Origin of the sequence: Albibacterium bauzanense, assembly GCF_004339765.1 — a bacterium.
Classification (GTDB): domain Bacteria; phylum Bacteroidota; class Bacteroidia; order Sphingobacteriales; family Sphingobacteriaceae; genus Albibacterium; species Albibacterium bauzanense.
On sequence record NZ_SMGO01000001.1, the window covers coordinates 274,329 to 294,791 of the forward strand.

22 protein-coding genes are annotated in these 20,463 nt (G+C 32.7%); 13 read left to right on the plus strand and 9 right to left on the minus strand.

The window, feature by feature from the left end; translation table 11 throughout:
• Positions 1-12 precede the first annotated feature (12 nt).
• The 8 genes from C8N28_RS01180 (at position 13) to C8N28_RS01215 (ending at position 7,919) form a co-directional block, all read left to right on the plus strand.
• The gene (locus C8N28_RS01180) at positions 13-1,095 is read left to right on the plus strand and encodes a polysaccharide pyruvyl transferase family protein (RefSeq protein ID WP_132220733.1); all 1,083 of its coding nucleotides are present in this window, start codon (positions 13-15) and stop codon (positions 1,093-1,095) included.
• A 103-nt stretch (positions 1,096-1,198) separates the two neighbouring features.
• Positions 1,199-2,263 (plus strand): EpsG family protein, encoded by a 1,065-nt coding sequence (locus C8N28_RS13960; protein WP_394345257.1) that lies wholly within the window; start codon positions 1,199-1,201, stop codon positions 2,261-2,263.
• Positions 2,264-2,266: 3 nt separating this feature from the next.
• Positions 2,267-3,454: a glycosyltransferase gene (locus C8N28_RS01190; RefSeq protein ID WP_132220737.1), complete on the plus strand. Its 1,188-nt coding sequence runs from the start codon at positions 2,267-2,269 to the stop codon at positions 3,452-3,454.
• A gap of 9 nt (positions 3,455-3,463) precedes the next feature.
• Positions 3,464-4,375 carry a glycosyltransferase family 2 protein gene (locus C8N28_RS01195; protein WP_132220739.1) on the plus strand — a complete coding sequence of 304 codons (912 nt, stop codon included), beginning with the start codon at positions 3,464-3,466 and terminating at the stop codon, positions 4,373-4,375.
• A gap of 94 nt (positions 4,376-4,469) precedes the next feature.
• On the plus strand, positions 4,470-5,480 hold the full coding sequence (locus tag C8N28_RS01200) for a glycosyltransferase family protein (RefSeq protein WP_132220741.1): 1,011 nt from the start codon (positions 4,470-4,472) through the stop codon (positions 5,478-5,480).
• A 19-nt stretch (positions 5,481-5,499) separates the two neighbouring features.
• Positions 5,500-6,810 carry a nucleotide sugar dehydrogenase gene (locus tag C8N28_RS01205; protein WP_132220743.1) on the plus strand — a complete coding sequence of 437 codons (1,311 nt, stop codon included), beginning with the start codon at positions 5,500-5,502 and terminating at the stop codon, positions 6,808-6,810.
• Between the two features lie 165 nt (positions 6,811-6,975).
• Entirely contained in the window at positions 6,976-7,425 is a 450-nt protein-coding gene (locus C8N28_RS01210; protein ID WP_132220745.1) for a glycosyltransferase family protein, read from the plus strand.
• A complete protein-coding gene (locus tag C8N28_RS01215) occupies positions 7,422-7,919 on the plus strand; it encodes a glycosyltransferase (RefSeq protein ID WP_132220747.1) in 498 nt (165 codons plus the stop codon). The genes C8N28_RS01210 and C8N28_RS01215 overlap by 4 nt, the downstream gene beginning before the upstream one ends.
• A 44-nt stretch (positions 7,920-7,963) precedes the next feature.
• Here the strand turns inward: C8N28_RS01215 and C8N28_RS01220 are convergent, their stop codons facing one another.
• Positions 7,964-9,499 (minus strand): capsule assembly Wzi family protein, encoded by a 1,536-nt coding sequence (locus C8N28_RS01220; RefSeq protein WP_132220749.1) that lies wholly within the window; start codon positions 9,497-9,499, stop codon positions 7,964-7,966.
• 191 nt (positions 9,500-9,690) lie between these two features.
• Here C8N28_RS01220 and rfbC point away from each other — a divergent pair, with 191 nt between their 5' ends.
• From rfbC to C8N28_RS01240, 4 genes are all read left to right on the plus strand, one after another.
• Entirely contained in the window at positions 9,691-10,263 is a 573-nt protein-coding gene (rfbC, locus tag C8N28_RS01225) for a dTDP-4-dehydrorhamnose 3,5-epimerase (protein WP_132220751.1), read from the plus strand.
• An 8-nt stretch (positions 10,264-10,271) separates the two neighbouring features.
• Positions 10,272-11,357 carry a mannose-1-phosphate guanylyltransferase gene (locus tag C8N28_RS01230; RefSeq protein ID WP_132220753.1) on the plus strand — a complete coding sequence of 362 codons (1,086 nt, stop codon included), beginning with the start codon at positions 10,272-10,274 and terminating at the stop codon, positions 11,355-11,357.
• A gap of 215 nt (positions 11,358-11,572) precedes the next feature.
• Entirely contained in the window at positions 11,573-12,577 is a 1,005-nt protein-coding gene (locus C8N28_RS01235) for an acyltransferase (protein WP_132220755.1), read from the plus strand.
• A 341-nt stretch (positions 12,578-12,918) separates the two neighbouring features.
• A complete protein-coding gene (locus C8N28_RS01240; protein WP_132220757.1) occupies positions 12,919-13,107 on the plus strand; it encodes a hypothetical protein in 189 nt (62 codons plus the stop codon).
• 408 nt (positions 13,108-13,515) lie between these two features.
• Here C8N28_RS01240 and C8N28_RS01245 read toward each other — a convergent pair whose 3' ends face one another.
• From C8N28_RS01245 to C8N28_RS01280, 8 genes are all read right to left on the minus strand, one after another.
• On the minus strand, positions 13,516-14,385 hold the full coding sequence (locus tag C8N28_RS01245; RefSeq protein ID WP_132220759.1) for a hypothetical protein: 870 nt from the start codon (positions 14,383-14,385) through the stop codon (positions 13,516-13,518).
• On the minus strand, positions 14,375-14,722 hold the full coding sequence (locus tag C8N28_RS01250; protein WP_132220761.1) for a helix-turn-helix domain-containing protein: 348 nt from the start codon (positions 14,720-14,722) through the stop codon (positions 14,375-14,377). The genes C8N28_RS01245 and C8N28_RS01250 overlap by 11 nt, the downstream gene beginning before the upstream one ends.
• Before the next feature lie 125 nt (positions 14,723-14,847).
• Positions 14,848-15,351, minus strand: coding sequence for a hypothetical protein (locus C8N28_RS01255; RefSeq protein WP_132220763.1), 504 nt, complete (start codon positions 15,349-15,351; stop codon positions 14,848-14,850).
• Positions 15,352-15,357: 6 nt separating this feature from the next.
• Positions 15,358-15,939 carry a CHAP domain-containing protein gene (locus tag C8N28_RS01260; protein ID WP_132220765.1) on the minus strand — a complete coding sequence of 194 codons (582 nt, stop codon included), beginning with the start codon at positions 15,937-15,939 and terminating at the stop codon, positions 15,358-15,360.
• Positions 15,858-16,232 carry a hypothetical protein gene (locus C8N28_RS01265; protein ID WP_132220767.1) on the minus strand — a complete coding sequence of 125 codons (375 nt, stop codon included), beginning with the start codon at positions 16,230-16,232 and terminating at the stop codon, positions 15,858-15,860. Before C8N28_RS01265 ends, C8N28_RS01260 begins: the two co-directional genes overlap by 82 nt.
• 94 nt (positions 16,233-16,326) lie before the next feature.
• Positions 16,327-16,959 (minus strand): DUF6266 family protein, encoded by a 633-nt coding sequence (locus C8N28_RS01270; protein WP_132220769.1) that lies wholly within the window; start codon positions 16,957-16,959, stop codon positions 16,327-16,329.
• 357 nt (positions 16,960-17,316) lie between these two features.
• Positions 17,317-18,564: a type II toxin-antitoxin system HipA family toxin gene (locus C8N28_RS01275; protein ID WP_132220771.1), complete on the minus strand. Its 1,248-nt coding sequence runs from the start codon at positions 18,562-18,564 to the stop codon at positions 17,317-17,319.
• Between the two features lie 3 nt (positions 18,565-18,567).
• Positions 18,568-18,861, minus strand: a complete 294-nt coding sequence (locus C8N28_RS01280) for a helix-turn-helix domain-containing protein (protein ID WP_185140113.1) — start codon at positions 18,859-18,861, stop codon at positions 18,568-18,570.
• A 186-nt stretch (positions 18,862-19,047) separates the two neighbouring features.
• Between C8N28_RS01280 and C8N28_RS01285 the strand changes: the two genes are divergently transcribed.
• On the plus strand, positions 19,048-20,439 hold the full coding sequence (locus tag C8N28_RS01285) for an APC family permease (protein ID WP_132220773.1): 1,392 nt from the start codon (positions 19,048-19,050) through the stop codon (positions 20,437-20,439).
• Positions 20,440-20,463 lie beyond the last annotated feature (24 nt).

Genomic DNA, 20,463 nt, shown 5'->3' on the forward strand with positions numbered 1-20,463 from the left:
GTAAAGATTAATATGAAAATTGGAATAATTACTTTTCATTGGGGAGCAAATTATGGTGGTGTTTTACAAGCTTATGCGTTACAACAATTCTTGAAAAAAAATATAAAAGGAAGTGAAGTAAGCATTATAAATTATGTTCCAAAAACTCCTACACAGTCATTGTTCAAATGCATTGCAACGAGAAAAATAAAGTATATTCCGAGTAATTTAATTACCTATTTTAAAGAAAGAAACTTTGTGCCTTTTAGAGATAAGAATTTAATATTGACAAAAAAATATTCTTCTTTAAAAGAATTGCAAGAAGACCCTCCTGAACTAGATGTTTATATTACTGGAAGTGATCAAGTATGGAATCCTTATATTATTAATAAACATGGGACACCTTATTTTTTGACCTTTGGAGATAAATCAATTAAGAGAATTTCGTACGCTGTTAGTTTTGGGTGTACAGAATATCCTGAAAGGGAACTTTCATTAATTAAACCTTTTATTGAAAAATTTGATGTCTTAAGTGTACGTGAAAATACTGGATTATCAATTCTGGAAAAGGTGGGAATAACAAAAGTGGAATTAATGCCTGACCCAACACTATTGTTAGAGGAATCTGACTTAGAGAGATTGATTTCTGAAAAGAAGAAAACGAAATCAAAAAAATTCATCTTTTTTTACATCCTTCAAGAAAATCAAAACTGTATTCAAGAAATTTACAACTATTTAAAGTCTCGAAAAGGAATAAAAACTATAAATACAAAAAGATTAAGATTCTCAACTATAAATATTGAAAGCTGGTTATTTAATATCAAATATGCAAAGTGTATAATAACTAATTCTTTTCATGGAGTTGTATTTTCTATATTATTTAATAAGAATTTTATTGTAGTTCCAATTGAAGGGAGACATAAAGGAATGAATGATAGAATATATACTTTACTTAATAAATTTGATTTAAATGATCGAATCTTAGAAAAATATGATGAGGCACTAATTAATAGTAAAATAGATAATCCTATTGATTGGAATAAGGTAAATCAAACTAAAAAAAGAGTAAGTAGCCTGGCTTCCGAATTTTTAAAAAATGGTATTATTAATCCTTGATAAAGTCAAGTCTTAAAATTAGAAATCCAATATTTTATTAAAGGATATGAAAAAAGGTAAACCGTCTTCTTAATTTATGACTCCGTATATAACTTTATATTTAATGCTTATATGTTCTTTTCTAATAACATGGAAAAGAGAAAATATAGAAGCTAAATGGCTTTTTGGATTTTTTTGTATAATTGTTTTCTTGCTTCCTGCTTTAAGAGATATTAGTGTAGGAACTGACACAATTAATTATATTCATTTTTTTCAGCATCCAACGATCGGCTATGATGTTAGGGCGAATACCGAATATGGTTACAAATTATGGAATTCCATAATCTCCTATATATGGAATAACAAACATTTTTTTATATTCACAAGTGCTGTATTATCGTTAAGTGGTGTATTTTTCTTCATCTATAAAAGATCTCCTTATCGAATTCTATCTCTTCTTTTATTTGTATTGGTTGGGCATTTTTACCTTTTCCAATTTTCCGGTATGAGGCAATCTATTTCAATTTCCTTTTTTCTGTTTGCTCTTCATTATTATATAAAAGGCAAAGATTATAGACTAATAGCTATAGTCTTCTATATTTTGTCTATTAGCTTCCATACCACAGTTTTGTGGTGTTTGCCAGTAATATTAATCGTAGAAAGGATCAAATTCGACAAAAAATGGTTGTATATTTTGTTATGGTCTTCTTTCATAATTGGATTATCCGGTATTCTTAACTATAGGTTATTAATTTCAATGTTTTTTGAAGTTGTAGGACAGGGAATCAATGTAATCAATAGATATGATTCATATACAGATTCCCTTTCAGACGTACAAATGTCAACCTATCGAATTCTTGCAGATATGACTCCTCTAACACTTATAGGCACAGCTTGTATATATTATGTAAAGGATATGAATGGTTTATTACTAAAGTTGTTTATTATAGGAATATTTACAAACAACATGATTATTACTTACCCTATTGGTTTTCGTTTAGTAATATATTTAGTTATATTAATTATAGTTGTTGTGCCATCTATTTTTCAACGAAAAGACACAACATCGCTTTTATTTTATCTATTAATAATATTATATTATTTATATAAATCCTATAGCCTCTTAGTTGTGCAATATAGTTCTGATTTCATTGGGAATAAAGTTATACCTTATAAAATGTTTTTTTAGGTGATGAATAGAAAAATTAATGTACTCTATATATCTGTGGGTGAAGGAGGATCTGATATAGCTCTATTAAATATGCTTAATGGTCTTTCTGTATATGAGAATATCAATCCTGTTGTTTTAGTAAATCCAAGAAAAGTATTAATCCCAGAGCTAGAGTCAAGGAATATTGTATATAAGATTGTTAACTATAAATTCTCTCTCTGGCCGAGGTTTAATTACTGGTCAGAGAAAATCCGTTACCCATGGAGGTTAATTTCCAATCCAATTAAGAATTTTATTGCCGTTAAAAAGATTATTAAGATTGCGTCTGATTACAATATAGATATCATACACACAAATGTAGGCGTTATTCAAATTGGTTACATTGTAGCAAAAAAGCTTGGCATACCACATATTTGGCATCTTAGAGAATACCAAGGGCCAGAATTTAAAATGTGTCAATTTCCGAGCAAAAAATTTTTTTTTGACAAATTAAACAATGACAATAACTATTCAATAGCTATCACGAACGGTGTATATAATCATTTTAAATTGAATCAGCAGAATTCTTGTCTTATTTATGATGGAGTACTTAAGAATAATCAGACTAGGTTTATACTTGAAAAGGAAAAATATTTTTTATTTGTTGGAAAAATAACAGATAATAAAGGAGTTACTGAATTATTAGAAGCTTTCATTGAATTTGCAAAGACTGATGAATTATATGAATTAAGAATCGTTGCTAAATTTACTATAAATGAATATACTCGAACATTAATTAAAAAAATTAAAAAGAGTGGTTTGCAGGACAGGATTAAATTTTTAGGTTACCGCCAAGATACTTATGAGTTGATGTCAACTGCTTCGGCATTAATTGTCCCTTCTAAGTTTGAAGGTTTTGGTTTAACAACAGCAGAAGCAATGTTTAATGGTTGCTTAGTAATTGGTAAAGATATTAGTGGTACAAAAGAACAATTTGATAATGGTTTAAAAGAATGCGGATTAGAAATTGGAATACGCTATTCTACTTTAAAGGAATTAACTTTAGCAATGAATGATGTAAAAACTAATGGTATTCAACATTATGTTGAGCAAATAAAAAATGCACAAGCTACAGTTAAAGGATTGTATTCTATTGAAAAAAACACACAAGAAATAAATTTACTTTATAAAAAAACCATGAATAAAATTAATAGAAGAATCATAAAGTAATACTTGAATATGGATGTATCAGTAATAATCGTTTCTTATAATACAAAAGACTTAACTTTACAATGCGTTAATAGTGTTCTAGAACAAACTAAAGAAGTCAGCTTTGAGGTCATTATTGTAGATAATGATTCTAAAGACGGGACAAAAGAATACTTTATTAATGATTCGCGCATTACTTATATACAAAATGATTCGAATGTTGGGTTTGGAATAGCAAATAATATTGGGGTCAATGTATCAAAAGGCAGGTATGTTTTTCTGTTAAATTCAGATACAATACTTTTAAACAATGCCATTAAGTTATTTTATGACTTTATGGTAGAGAATGAAACAAAAAACACTGTTGGCGTAATTGGTACTGTTTTATTGAATATGGACAAAACAGAAGGTCTTTCTGTTATTCATTTTAAAAGTATATCATATTTGTTGAGGTTGTCGTTCAGGAAGCTAATCCAAAAGATATTCGGTCTCTCTCAAGCTTTTGTTGATAAAAAACTACCTAATAAAATGACCTTTAATGTGGATGGAGTAATGGGAGCTGATATGTTTATACCTTCCACAGTTTATAAAAAAATTAATGGTTTCGATGATTCCTATTTTATGTTTGGAGAGGAAGTCGATCTGCAAAAAAGAATCAAAGATTTAGGACTTCAGCGATTAATAATTAGAGGGCCACAAATTATCCATATTCATGGAGGAAGTGGGGATAATGATGGTCGAAAGTTGTCTTTTAGATCTATTTACTCTATACAAAAAGGTTCTATTTTTTTTATTAAGAAGAACTATTCAAGTCTCTATTATATTTCATATAAATTTATCCTCTTGTTGATTTGGTTTCCATGGGTATTGATTGATAAAAGATTCGATGCAATACAGCGTATTTCATTATTTAAACTAATTATTAATCCCTCGAAATATTGATTACTTCTGACCTTTCTTTTCCCTTATGCCCATCCAATTTATTTGAATTTAATTTTTACCCTTATATAATAAATACTAGAAATATTCATTAAATATGAAAACAAAGAATACTGAAATGTTCATTGCTTGGATTAAGTTTCAACGGCGAGCATCTTCTATGCAACCATTTTTCAATTTTAATCTTCAATTTATTCTCCCTATTTTCCAGCAGAGAAAGTTAAAGATATTCGATTATTTTGGTAAAGGAATAGAAACTTTATGGATGTTACTAAAAAGACGCCCAAAAACTTTATGGGTTCAATTGCCCCCAACTCCACTTTTAAATATAGCTTTAATTTACAAACGTTTCTTTAATAAAAATATGATAATCATTGCAGATTGTCATAATGGACTTTTTAGTGATAAATGGGCTCGATTTTTAGGAAATTGTTCAACCTTAAACAAGGCTGACTTAATATTAGTGCACAACCATGTAATTGAGAGAATAGCAATCGAGCGAGGAGTTAAAGCTTCCAAATTATTAGTTCTAGAAACGAAACCTGCCTATAAAAATACACAAAATATATCCTCATATAATCTAAATATACAAACACCATGGATATTAATGCCGTGTGCTTTTGCAATAGATGAGCCTATTTCTGTCGTTTTTGAAGCTGCTAAATTAATACCTGAAATTCAAATATTAATTTCAGGGGATACCAGAAGAGCTGTTGGAATTCATGATTTAAATAAAATACCTGAAAATGTCACTCTTACTGGCTATCTTTCAGAAGATGATTACGAATCTTTGTTTATTCAAGCACACGCTATATTAGGACTAACAACTGAATCACATATTCAACTTAGTGTTGCTAATGAAGCCACTGGATTTGAGAAGCCTATGATACTGTCTGATACGGAATTACTTAGAGATCTATTTAATAAAGGTGCAGTTTATGTTGATACATTAAGCCCAATGTCTCTAGCTGAGGGAATAAAAACTGCGATTCTAAATAAAGATAGTTTAGCAGAGGATGTCAGAGTATTGAAAATTGAGCGAAATAAAAAATGGGAAATGCAGGCAACAAGAACTAAGGAAGCAATAAAAAAATTAAGTTTACAATAACAAATAATATATATATATAATGAATATAAGTATTTTCGGGTTAGGTTATGTTGGATGTGTTAGTATTGGCTGTTTAGCTAAAAATGGTAATCATGTAGTAGGTGTTGATCCAAACATTATTAAAGTCAATCAAATTAATAGTGGACGTGCGACAATAATTGAGAAGGATATTGATCATATTATAAAAGAGCAAAAAGAAGCTGGTCGAATTTCTGCAACAATAGATTATAAGAAAGCTATTCTTGAAACTGATATTTCTATTATTGCAGTAGGTACTCCTTCTACATTGAATGGTCACCTGAATTTAGGTTATATGTTTAATGTTGCTGAAAATTTTGGTGAAACACTTATGGAAAAAGAAGGGTTCCATGTGATTGCGATACGTTCTACCGTTATGCCTGGTACAGCCGATAGGTTTGCTACAATAATTGAAGAAAAATCCGGCAAACTAAGAAATGTGGATTTCGCAATTGTAAGTAATCCTGAATTTCTTCGAGAAGGTTCTGCTGTTGCAGACTACAATAATCCCCCTCTTACTTTAATAGGTTCTCATAATCCACAGGCGACAAAAATAATTTCTTCTTTATATGCTCATTTACCAGCTGAAATAGTAATCACTGATATAAGAGTAGCTGAAATTATGAAATACGTTAATAATACGTTTCATGCATTAAAAATATCTTTTGCAAATGAAATCGGAAATATTTGTAGCGCACTAGATATTGATTCTCATAAGGTAATGGATATTTTTTGTAAGGATAAGCATTTAAATATTTCTCCATATTACTTTAAACCTGGTTTTGCTTATGGAGGTTCATGTCTTCCAAAAGATTTAAAAGGTCTTCAAACACTTGCACATGATTTATATATTAAAGCTCCTGTTATTGAAAATATCGACAAAACCAATGAAGTGCAGATTCAAAGAGCTGTAGAGATTATTGTAAACAAGAATAAGAAAAAACTTGGGTTTTTAGGTCTTAGTTTTAAAGCTGGTACAGATGATTTACGGAATAGCCCATCGGTATCTCTAATAGAAATACTTTTAGGTAAAGGATATCAAATCAGCATTTATGATAAAAATGTTGAGATTTCAAAACTAACTGGAACAAATAAAGAATATATCGAAGCGCGTATACCTCACTTATCTAAATTAATGGAAAGTAGTATAAATTCATTACTAGATGATTCTGATATGATAATTGTTAACAATAAAGAAGAGGAGTATTCTGAAGTTTTATCTTCATGGAATAGTGATAAAACTATTTTGGATATGGTTAGATTAGATCAAGAGGTAAGGAAACTGCCGGGATATAAAGGTATTAACTGGTAGGTAACACTTTAAAATGAGTTCAAGGAGAAATCAAGCACCAAATTACCGAATTTTGGAGAGATTGGAGCAGGAGCAAAGAGATGCTGTAAGACGATTGGACAAACTTACCATATTCTGCAGATACTTTAATTGAAAAGTTGAAATATATTTGTAATAAATTAATAAATGAGTAAAAAAATCATAGCTATTGCTTCTGCAGGAGGGCATTGGATACAACTATTACGCATTGCACCTGCTTTTGAAAACAATGAAGTAGTTTTTGTCTCTACTGAACCAAGTTTCGCTAGCTCCGTCAAAAACTTTGACTATTATCTTATTCCTGATGCAAGTCGATGGGATAAAATCGGACTTTTAAAGAGCTTTTACTCTGTATTTAAAATGATTTTGAAATTAAAACCGGAAATAATTATTACAACAGGGGCAGCTCCAGGTTTAATGGCCATTATCGTCGGACGTATTATTGGATGTAAAACCATATGGATTGATAGTATTGCGAATGTTGATAAAATATCGATGAGTGGTAAAATCGCATTACGATTTGCAAACATAGTATATACACAGTGGCCGGAACTAGTGAAAGGGAAGATAGTTTACCACGGAAATGTTATATCATGAAGAGAATATTTGTTACTATTGGAACACAGGTTCCGTTTGATAGATTAATTTCCGCGATGGATGAAATCGTGGGTCAATTAAATGAAAGTTTAACATTACATGTTTTTGCACAAACTGTAAGTTCTAAGTATAAACCTAAAAATATGGAATGGACAAGCTTTATGTCTCCTTCTGAATTTAATAGGCATCTTAATGAAGCGGACTTAATTGTTGCACATGCAGGAATGGGCACTATAATATCTGCATTAACCTTAGATAAACCAATAATTGTATTACCAAGATTATTAATTCACAATGAGATCAGGAGTGATCATCAAATATCCACTTGTAGGACTTTTGATAAATTAAAATATGTTCATGTGATTTATAATGAAAGTGAACTAAAGACTAAAGTAGAGGATATCTTGACCGAAAAAATAGAAGGTAGCCTTCATAAAATAACTAATTTTGCTTCAGCAGAACTTATATTATCTATAAAGAATGAATTGCAATAATCATATATAATTCTATAAAGGGAAAATAAATTCATTAAATAATGCTAATTAAAACTTCTGACTAACTTCAATTGAAGACCAATAGAATTGTCTAATAATCTTCCTTGATCTAATGCGACAACCATTCCCATAGTTAGTTTCTTATTAAATTCCTTTTGTAATTCTAATTGCCCTGAAAATTGATTAACAGTTTCAAAGAGTCCATAAATAGGAGGATTTCTTATTTCTCCTATCGAACCACCTATAGGGCTAGTATTATAAGTTCCAAAATTCCTTGAATAGGAAACCTTAGAAATAAAATTCCAATCTTTCAAATGGCCGGAAAAACCTAAATGGAAAGAATATAAACGATTATTAATGAAATATTCATTTGGATTTTTAATCTGACCCTTTTTTGATTCAGACACTGTTGTAATAAAGGGGGTTCCTAATCCTTGTCCATTATAAGACCACCCTTCTTTGTAATAATAACTATTATAATAGTTTTCATCTCCAGATTTGGTAATTTTAGACCAAAGCTCTCCTGCTTGATTTTTAGTATAAAGAAACTCAAAAAGGATAGTTTTCCATTGAAAAACATTTTCATTTTGGAGTCTTGGCCTTTTGTTTTCCAAACGAATACCATTTAAACCATCCCTGATATTTGCTAATTTTGAAAGTGCACCTACATCGTAAAAATTCTGTCTATAAACAAGAAGGTTACTATTTTTAAATTCATATTCTGCACCGACATCAATTGAGCCTAGTTGATTTCCTATTTTAGAAGAAAGTACTATGCCATTTGCATATGGTTTACCAGTTATTACGTATAAAAATGTTTCAAAGCTTGAAAGATCGAAATCAGCACCATAAACATCCTTTTCGTTTCCCCACATTGCTTGGTGACTAAAACCACCATAAAGTTTAAGTTTCCAACTATCTCTTCCAATCCGGCCATATAAAGATTTTTGATGAATGTAGGTTTTTGTATTAATTGTTTCATCTTCTAATGTTCCTACTTCTTCTAACTCTACGGTTTGCACTGTATATTTTCCAGCCCAACCGTGTGAAAAATTCCCTTTGATAGCTATTAGTCCATCCCAAAGAGGCAAAGTATAATATTCAGGTATTGAAATCTCAATTTTAGGTATGCCTAATGCATTTCCTGAGATTGCAAAGTTCCCGGAAGTAAGTGAACTATCCCCATTAAGCCCCATTACATCTTTCGTTCTTCCTGCCTTAAGTTCAAAGATGGCTACTCGCATTTTGCCATAGCCTTCAATTAAAGCTAGGTTTGATTCTTTTCCGAGGTTGGTTCTGCCTTCAAATCCTGCCCCCCAATCAATAAGCTTTTTTTTACCATACCAAGTATTACTTCTCGTTGTATCGTAGGCTTTAGATGCTCTACCAAGAAAGCTTCCGGAAACGCCGGCGTTTGGTATAGAGCCATATTGGTTTGAGCGCATCCAGAAAGGAACAACACCATTGCTTGTAGCAGTTGTTTGGGCTTCTACTTCATAATGGAAGAGGGAATCTTGCGCGAAAACATTTAATTGCAAACAGAAAATAATGCTTAAAATTGTAAAAAGAGGTCGTGTCATTTTAATAAATATGGAACATGCTATTGTTGAATGTACTAAAGTACTACTTACATTTTTAAAATTTAAAATAACCATGTTAACTTAATATAAATCTTAAAAAATCACCCAAAATGGGTGATTAATATCCGCTTTTAAAAATGATACTTTGTCCTTTAAATGAATATTACAGGAAGTAATTTAGATAAGTCACAATGGAAATAATTAACACTGGTTTAGCCGAGTGCTTCATAATAAAACCAAAAATATTTGAAGATTCAAGAGGCTATTTTTTTGAAAGTTTTAATGAAACATCCTTCAAAAAAACAATAGGAAAGGATATTAATTTCGTTCAAGATAATCAATCTTATTCTTCATATGGAGTAATAAGAGGATTGCATGCCCAAAGTGGGGATTATGCTCAAGCAAAATTAGTAAGAGTTTTAGGTGGGGGTGTACTAGATGTTGCAGTAGATGCTCGACCAGAGTCTTCTACATATGGTAAACATATCGCAGTTGAATTAACTGCAGAGAATAAGTTACAGCTATTTATTCCTCGTGGTTTTTTACATGGCTTTGCAGTATTAAGTAAAACTGCCGAATTTTTTTATAAATGCGATAATCTATATAAGAAGGAAGCAGAGCTAGGAGTTTCATATAACTCACCCGAATTAGGAATTGATTGGATTATTCCTCAAAAAGATCAACTTATTTCACAACGCGATTTAGAGCTACCACTATTTCTAAAATATAATAATTCTATTTTAGAATCCATTCCTTTAAAATAATACCTAGAATGAATAACAAGCATATTAACTTATTTATAATGGCTGGTGGTGTCGGTAGTAGATTCTGGCCAAAAAGCCGAAATGCCTTTCCAAAGCAGTTTATCGACATTCTGGGAACAGGTGATTCCCTCTTACAATTAACATACAATCGATTTAAAGATTATATAAACAACGATAATATACATATAGTAACAAATCAAGATTACAAACAATTAGTTCATGAGCAATTGCCAAATCTTACAGTTAAGAATATCATTTGTGAACCGTCAAGAAATAATACAGCACCATGTATTGCCTATTCTGCATTTAAATTATTAAAGAAAGACCCAAATGCAATAATGATTATTGTTCCATCTGATCATTTGATATTAAAAGAAAGCGCCTATCTAAATATTATTCAAGATGCCGTAAATCATGCAATGAAAAGTAATGTTTTAGTAACTTTAGGCATATCACCTACGCGCCCGGATACGGGTTATGGTTATATTCAATATGATGCATCGGATAATGAGAAATTACATCTGGTAAAAGCATTCCATGAAAAACCTCAGTTAGAGTTAGCTATTAAATATATAGAAGAACCTGATTTTTTATGGAATGCAGGTATGTTCATTTGGAAAGCAGCGGATATCATTGAAGCGTTCAGACTTTATTCACCTGATATATATAAATTATTCGATTCTGGATTTGAATATTACAATACTGATAATGAAGAAGAATTTATAAATAATAACTACCCTAATTCACCTAATGTATCAATTGATTATGCAGTTATAGAAAAGGCAACAAATGTTTATACTATTCCTGCAGATATTGGATGGAGTGATTTGGGAACTTGGAATTCTTTGTATGAAATAAGTGATAAGGATAATAACAACAATGTTCTTATTGGAACCAATAAGTATGAAATTAATAATTCTAATGGATGCATTATTAGTGCATCAGCGGAGAAATTAGTAATTATAGATGGTTTAGATGATTATATTATTGTTGATGATGATAATGTATTGCTAATTCATAAGAAGAATAGGGAACAAGAAATTAAAACAATAGTCAATTCTTTCAAAGATAAAGGGCTTAATGAATATTTGTAATATTCAATAGGAAATTCTTGTTACATTACTAAAAAACAAACCGATTGAATTACAGCAAACTAGACAATAAAAGCATTAGAATAAAATGCATATTTATTACTAGAATAATTTCACCCGTTCTTCTAATGAAAAAAGCTAATGTTAGCATAAAAAATATAGGATTAAGTCAACTCTGTATTTAAGAGTCGGTTATGAAAGTTTAAAAACTTATTTAAATGGAAAAAAGAATACCATATTATGATTTGTTAAGAGCTGTTGCAATATTAGCAGTTTTATTGATTCATTCTTTAAATGCAGAAATCAATAATGAAATTTCTTGGATAGTTGTTTTGGTTAGGCAATTAATCAATTTTGCAGTTCCTCTTTTTATCGCCCTTTCAGGATACTTTATGGTAGACAAAGTTTTTAACGCTGAATATACTTATAAAATGTTTCTTCAAAAGCAGATTTCAAGAGTTTATTTGCCATACCTAGTTTGGAGTTTGCCCTATATTTTCGTGGCTCTTTATTTCAAAGGAGAGACCATTTTGAATAGTTTATATAAGCTTTTAACTTTTCAAATTTCAGGAATATTTTATTACGTTTTCTTGATAATTCAGTTTTATATATTCTTTCCATTGCTAAAGAAAATGACGAATAAAAGAGGTCTTGTTATAGCTACTCTATTAAGTTTTATCTGTTGTTTAATTTTCTTTTTTTTGAAATTATTCTTGAATATTGATATACCTTTAATTATCTATGCGGGTAATTTTATAACCTGGATAATGTTTTTTATTCTAGGTATGTATCTAAAAAGAAATAAGGTAAGCTTAAATAATAAAACATTAATAATTCTAATATTTCTTAGTTTAATATTAGAATTGATTGAGACAAAAATTCATTTTAATATGTTAAATAATATAGGCGAGGCGATAACTGCTGTGAAGATATCGAGTTTTATATATTCTGGATTGTTAATAATACTTTTACTGAAGGAAAACATGGTAAATATTAAAACCTCTAAATTTTTAGAATCTTTAGGGCAAGTATCATACGCAATTTATTTAAACCACTTGCTTGTTTTGATTTTTGCAAATAAAATTGTAAAGCTCATATTTATGGAAAACACTTTGCTTACACAGCTATTAGTTTTCTTAATTACAATGGTTGTTTCATATTTACTTTGTATAATGATAAAATCTATTGATAAATCTAGGGCACATAAATACTTAGGAATATAAATTAAAATAAATACTAATCGCTACTGATAAACTCTATCAAAAAACATGAATGGAAAGACTCAAAGCATTTTTAGGTACGACCTTGCCATTCCTCGATAAAACACAGTGCTTATCTTGAAAGCTACTAAAATACTGTTTCCTAATTAATATATCGTTAAGAAATTAATAGCTGTACTCTGTTATTAAGAAAATCCCCCAATATGGGGATAGGTTAAGATAAAGATATACCTATGGCACGATTTTCTTTTAAAACAATAGTTTTCTTTCATAACGTAATCTAAAATGTTTAGCAAGAATGTAAGAAGCAACCGAATTAATACATAAGCGGTTATGTTTATATCATGGATGAACAACAAGCCTTAATATTGGTGCAACTTCTGAAGAATGAAGCTGCCACCTTATCATTAGCAAAGTCGCTAATGACAGAAGAAGAATTTGCTAAATATCTAGAAATGTACCGCGAAAGTTTTAATTTAACGCTGAATTCATTTAAGGATTGGTTTCCGGGAATGATTGAGAAAGAAAGTTAGCTTAAGAATAATACTGTGTGCAATAGCATGTGTACTTGCTGCTAAGTAGTCTAATTAATAGGCAGAGTTGGAACGATGTAACATTTATTAGGTCAGATTACAACATACATCCTCCCCCACTTATCTTTAAAACAGTCAGTCACTGTCTTTAGATAAATGGGGGAGTAATGTTCTTGAACAAATTCATTCATTTCAAGAAAGAATTCAGGGTCATAAAAGGTTATTTCTGCTATGGTTTCAGTACAAACATCAATTTCTGCGCCTCGTTCCCCGTCTATATATTGTTCGTGAAAACAAAGAGCCCAACCTTCATCATTATAATAATATAAGCCCCTTCACTTTGACACATAGGGATTACACGACCACTCACAATAAGAAAGACATTAATACCTTTAGCCATATCTCCAATCACTTTCTTTTATGATACATCTTTATTTGGTAATCATTATATTCCCTTAGTATTTCGAGCAGATCTGCCATCTTATAGAGAGTTATAAGACTATAGGTATTAAAACGAGACTTTAGCGTATTTGTACTAAATTTCTTACCATCAGCACGACGAACAAGTTCGCTTATTACCTCAAAAAAGGATTTAAAGGGTATATGGAGTTTTATTATGTTTGTGTTAATGAGCATATTAAACGCATACATCATGACCGCAGAGGTTCCTATAAGGTTGATAATTCTGGGTATATGGCGATAGCCTGTATGGACAGATTGCATCGCTTGTTCATTTTCACGCTTGGATTGACACTTTAAAATGGATATGTGGTTATTAATAGTTGTACCGAGACAATGATTAGCAGATGTGTAAATTATATCCTTTTTGGGTAGATAATGGCTCTCAATCCAATAGCAGTTTAGTATATCGTCTTTACTATCAGGGTTATTTTCGATCTCAGAATCTATTTTATTAATATAATATTCAATAATTTGATCTTTATTAAAGTTTATTAAAATAAAAAAACGCAGCAAGAGCTGTTCTTTAGGTACACTGCTTTCTATCTTTAAAACCTTGATAAGTCGATAGCTAATTATTCGTAAATACATAATGTTTCGTTCGCTGGGTACTTCCTGGGGTCTCTCATTATTTAGATTAAAATAATAGCTGAGGATGCGAAATAGATCGGAATCAATAGCTGCTTTCTCTAATAAAGCGACAAGCTTCTTCTTTACTGTTTGTACTTTCTGTATTATTATTGCATTTTCTTTAAGCTCAATGTTAAGCGTACTTTCGCTGTAAGAGTATTCTGAGAATAGGTTGATTTTATTTTCCATTATCTCCGCCTCCTTCCTTCTTTTTTATTGGGCCAGTTCTGTAATTTCGATCAAGAAACTTTTTAATGTCGCTTTCAAAGAAAACATGACGATTGCCGATTCTGCTGCAGGGAATATGTCCTTCATTTACATAGCGATAGAGGGTAGTTGGACTAAGCCGAAGCTTTTGAGAGAGCTCTTCTATGAAGATAAGGTCATGCAGCACGGAGACAGGAGCTTTATCTTGTGCTTTTATCTCTTCGATGGTTCTAATAATCTGCTCGTTTGTTTGAAGTAGCTGGTTTAGAGCTTTTACCAACTTGGATAGTTCATAAGTGAATACATCATCTGTTTTCATAGAAATAGATTTTAATTATTTGAATTATTCGGTTATTTACATTCGTTAATTAGGTTTACTGCCGCGTAGGGGCTTATTGTAGATGTGTTTACAAATGAGTGCATTTAATAAATGCTTAGCAAGTACTATCTTTTGTTCCTTTTGAGTTTGTATGCAAGGAGAAGGGGAGATAGGATAGCAATTAGTACCAATAGTATGAGCCATTTTAATGGGATAGATGGAGAGCGTTCTTTTTCATGCTGCAGATTGCTTTGTTCTTGATGGATACTAAGCTCTTGCTGTTGACGGTTATGATTGCTTTCTTGTTCTTTGTTTGAAAGGACTTGATGGTTTGTAGCTGTTTGCTGTTTTAGCTCACTGAAGATGATACTGCCTTTGCTTAACTGAAAACCACCGTTGGGTTGATAGCTGATTGTTGAATCGGAATGGATAAGGGTAGTGCTGTAATGAAGCTGTTCTATCCATGATTGAAGCCATTGGCTTGCCTCAAGGCTAAGGTGGCTGTCATGGCTTTCTAAACTTGTAATTCCTGCTGTTTGCGCCGACTGCTGTAAGCTTTGTTTTTTATGGAGGCTTGCACAGCTAAGAATTAGGAGGCTGCTGATTAGTAGGAAGGGTATTCTTTTCATGATGATTTATTTTAGGGGTGTGATCCAATCTGATACTTGAAAGATGCTGCTAATGGGTCTTCTTTTTCGATACACGCCATCGCCTTCGCGGCTATTGGCATCGTTTGTATTTCCTTCGACCGTGATTACATATTTATCGCCCCATTCGTCTACAAAGCCTGCATGAGCGATGCGCTTTAAGTTGGAATAATAAATTCCGAAAACATCTCCTGCTTGAGGAATGGGCTTGTTTTGATTCTTTCGCCAGATGATTCGTTTGTTGGGAAATAGGGAAGGAGACCAGGCTGTTTTTGGTTCTTTTAGTCCTGCCTGGCCAAACGACCAGGAAACGAAGGCTGCGCACCAGGCATAGCCTTCGTTTAAACCTGTGTATTTTAGATATTCACCAACTCGTTCGCCATCGTTCTTATTGCTTTTCTCGCGTACTCCGATTTCTTGTGTATAAATTGTACGGATCTGGGCTCGCTGCTGTTCTGGCAGGTTGGTGGCCTCTGTTTGAGCTTGTATTACATAAAAGCTGCTGTTGCTAATATGAAGGCATAGAAAACTGCCAAATAGAAGGAGAAGTAGATCAATACTTTTTGCCATGATAGTAGGGATTTAAAGGTTCTTTCTAAAAAAATGTGTTGATATTCATTCAATACAGGCCATTGCCAGGCGATCATCCATCCGGTTAAAATCATAAAGGATATAACGGTGATGGCTGATAGGGGTATGACTGCCAGTACGCCCAGATCAATGGGAGCTGCTGTGATGTCTATCCTCCGGATGGTATCGCCAAAAAAGATGAATACAAGGATGGATAATACCAGCATTAAACTGAGCTTGTGCTGATTGAAGAAGTAGTTGAACTGATCGAAAACTGTTTGGATGTGATTCATGATGATTGGGTGCTAAAGTGAATGGATTTGGGGTTAGAGCTTGTTTAGAGCGGGAAATTATGGAGGACCTCTTGCGAGATCCTCCATATGGATGTTACAAGAGTGTAAGCGACCCGAAGTAACTGCTGTTTGAGCGTTTTGATCCATCGCTGGAACTTACTGCGCTCCAAATGTGAAGTTCTCCCTGACCCATGATCTCAGGATTGATAGAGTCTTCACCATCCTCGCGAATAGCATCTTGATACAGGAAGTAATCTTTTGTTGCTTCGTTGTACATGATGAAATAAACCAGATCATCTGCTTCGGACGATAATGGGTTGACGGTAGGATCCCACGTGATATCCAGATCTCCATCCAGGTTCTTAGTAACCAAAGGTGAGATGGTTTTTAGTGAGCCCTTTGAAAGTCTCACATCATCATACGGAATGCTGAAGTCTGGATATTGTCCTTCGACTTTTGGCAGCAAGTGCCTTACTGCCCGGTTAAAGGCTGTCATCTTTCGCTCTTGGGAATCGTTGTATCCCATGTTTATAAAGCTTCGCAAGGGGTTGAGGAATTCAATAACTAAAGCAAACTTTGACCGATGTGCGATTTGCTTAGCTGTTGCTGCTTTCTTTGACGGTTTAGGAAGCGACCTTAAGTAGTCGATAGAACGCCAATTAGATCCTACAACGTTTCCAAGCTTCCCTGAGAATGAGCCCAATGCTCCTTTTACATAAATTGCCATTTTCTTAAAATTAAAAGGTGAATAAAACTGTTAATTGAATGAGCAACCGGTTTGCAATCATTGGGAACAAACATATCGTAGGGTACTGCCCTCTAAAACTTATTGGGAATATTGCTTGCTAAAGGGCTTATTTGATTAATGGTATTTGATTGATTTCGAAACTTGTGCTTAGAAAGGCTTTGATTGAACAGGAGAAGGTTAGTGGGTTTGGGTGAATGGGAGTAGGTGAGGGGGAAATTTGGAGGAGAGAGGTTTTATTAGTTATAATGAAATGCTCAAGAGGAAAGAAAGCTATATTGGTAGAATGAAATATTCAGATGGAGAATGAGGGGCTTTATTTTTATACAGAAAGAATATTTAAACCTTAAAGGCGGCTGCCATTAGTATTTGTTCACTACGAGATATTCCAATACCCTTTGCTATTTCCCGCCAACTAGATACAGCATTTTTCACTTCTTCTATTATTTCGTTCATCTTTTTCTCACTCAACCTACAATGAACACCAATGCTCTTGGCAAGATTGATGTCTAATAGATTGTTTTCTGTATCAATATTTAATGCCAAGCCTCCTTTGTCTATAGAAGGGTTTATATCAAAAGCAGGAGATAAGCGCCAACCTTCATTTGTAAGTATAAAACCATGATTTCTTAAATGATCATCAGTATTAGAAATTAGTATATTAAAAATAATTCTTCTCCAAAGTTGTTGTAGATCATCATCTATATGCACTCCAGAAAATTGAATAAATTCTATAATATTCAAATATGAAGGTGTAGTATTACGAATGAGTTCTTCATTATTTCCGGTCATAGTCATTGCAGAAGCGAAATGAACCCTAGCCTCCTTATCTCTATCGAACCGTTTAGTAAAAAAAGTATAATGAGCTCCAGCGACATGTTCTATTTTTGATTCTGTCATAACAATACCCGCATTGACAGCAAGGCGATATGCCAAATATTCCCATGCACCTTTATTTATAGCATTATCATTCTTTGAAGGAAACTTAGCAATCCAAGGGTGACTATCATTATCCAAAATATTAGCTTTAGGTCTAGCTCCTCCAAGCGAGGAACCTGGAGCCATCAATATAGCAAGCCATTTGTTTATTTCGATCGAATCGATATCAGATTCAATCATTTTTGCGCCATACTGTAATTCTCTAATACTTGCCCAAGGAGGAGTAGGTGAAACCGAATCGTTATTAAGGAAATCTCCATCAGGTTCTTTCTTAAATCTTAAAGCCCCCATTCTGCTTAAATCATGGACTCCCAAAAGAAAGTCAATATCATATAAAGTAGGTGCTGTTTCTCCCCGTTCATGTGCAATAAAAGCAGCTCGCCGTTTCATTAAAGTTCTTCCCCAAGTATCTGGCATGGAGTCCATAAATACACCAAAGTTTTCTTTTTTATTGGGATATTGTTGTCCACTATACCATTCAATATCAGGATCAAGTAACATTTGCTCATGAGAAATTATCCAGTCCTTATCGTAGGAAAAACTAAATGCTTTTCTTCCTTTAGCATGGTGGGCAGATAATACCCCAATACATTTAGGAGAATCCATACCTTTCCAATCTGCGTAAACCCATATATCTGTCTTTGCCATCTTTTATTTTCCCATTAGACTAAGATCTTGTAATTTCCTTCCAAACTCATCGTCTGTTGCCACTTTTAAAAAATCATCATGAAGTCCTAATACTCTAAGTACATTAAAATATGCACCCATTGATACACTAGGATTCCCTTTTTCAATATAATATAATGTAGAACGATCAATACCCGCTCGTTCTGACACTTGTATGGTAGTTAGTTTACGTCGTTTCCTAGCTAATTTGATGTTTTCTCCCACTTGTTCTAATTCTTTCTGATACTTAGGAAGCAGGATTTGTTTCTTCAACTTCATAATATGTTGTTTATTATCTACAATAATAGCAATTTTGATTGAAATATACAACATAAAGATAATAGAGAGGTAGCTATCCGATTGTAACAATTATCTCTACGTATAAAACAATTTCGTATTTAAACAGTATTTTAATAAAATAAACAAAAGTTAAATACCTAAATACTAATTATATATGAATGAATTATGGAAAGAGATACCACTCAAAACGTGGCACCTAAACACCAGCTAAGTATTACTGATGCTGTTGCTATTATTGTAGGCATTGTAATAGGCGCTGGGATTTTCAGAACACCTTCTTTAGTTGCAGCCAATACAGATTCTGACTCATTATTTTTATTTGCCTGGATATTAGGCGGAGGAGTATCATTAATTGGTGCACTTTGTTATGCCGAACTTACCACCGCATTTCCCAATGCTGGTGGAGATTATCACTTCATAGGTAGAGCTTATGGAAAGAAGCTCGCTTTTCTTTTTGCATGGGCCAGGATGAGTGTTATTCAAACTGGATCAATCGCTTTACTAGCTTATATTTTCGGAGATTATTTTAGCCAGATACACAGTCTCGGTGAGTTTTCGTCTGTGATATATGCTGCACTTGTCGTCATAGTTCTTACAGCCATTAACATTACGGGAATTAGATTAGGGACGGGCACACAAAAATTATTTACAGTGGCGGAGGTAGCTGGTGTTTTACTGATTGCCGCTGCTGGGCTGATCTTTGCACCGGAGGTTATTGAAACTGCTCCGCCTGTAATGGATGCATCTACATCCTCTGGCAACTTTATAGGGTTGGCAATGGTTTTTGTTCTACTCACATTTGGTGGATGGAATGAAGCAGCATACATATCGGCTGAATTAAAATCTGGAAAGAAGCGGATGGTTCAAGTGTTGATCGTCAGTCTGTTTATTATTACAGCAGCTTATCTTTTAATTAATATAGGATTCTTGAGGGCATTGGGACACAGCGGGATAGCTCAATCTGATGCTGTAGCGGTAGATTTGATGAGAATTGTGTGGGGAGAAACGGGTGTTTGGCTTATTGGAATTATTGTAGCTGTTTCGGCTCTAACATCTGCCAATGCAACGATTTTTACAGGTGCAAGAACCAATTATGCATTAGGAAAAGATTTCAGGATACTTTCTTTTCTTGGAAGGTGGAATAGCCAGACATCTGGCCCGGTAAACGCGCTTTTAGTACAGGGATTGATTGCCTTGGTATTAATAAGTTTAGGTTTATTTACACGTAGTGGTTTTGAAACTATCATTGAATATACAGCGCCTGTGTTTTGGTTTTTCTTTTTATTGGTAGGTATTGCATTATTTATATTACGTAAAAAAGAGCCGGATGTACCCAGGCCCTTTCGCGTTCCACTTTACCCGATTACACCTATTATCTTTTGTTTAACAAGTGCTTACCTTTTATACTCAAGCTTGATGTATACGGGTGTTGGTGCGCTGGTAGGTGTTGTAGTATTATTCGTAGGGGTATTACTGCTTGCGATATTTAAAAAAATAGAGGGAAGAAATAAATCTAAACAAAGCGATGAGTATCATGTTGATAAAATTATCACTTGATTGATATACAGAAACTTATAAAAT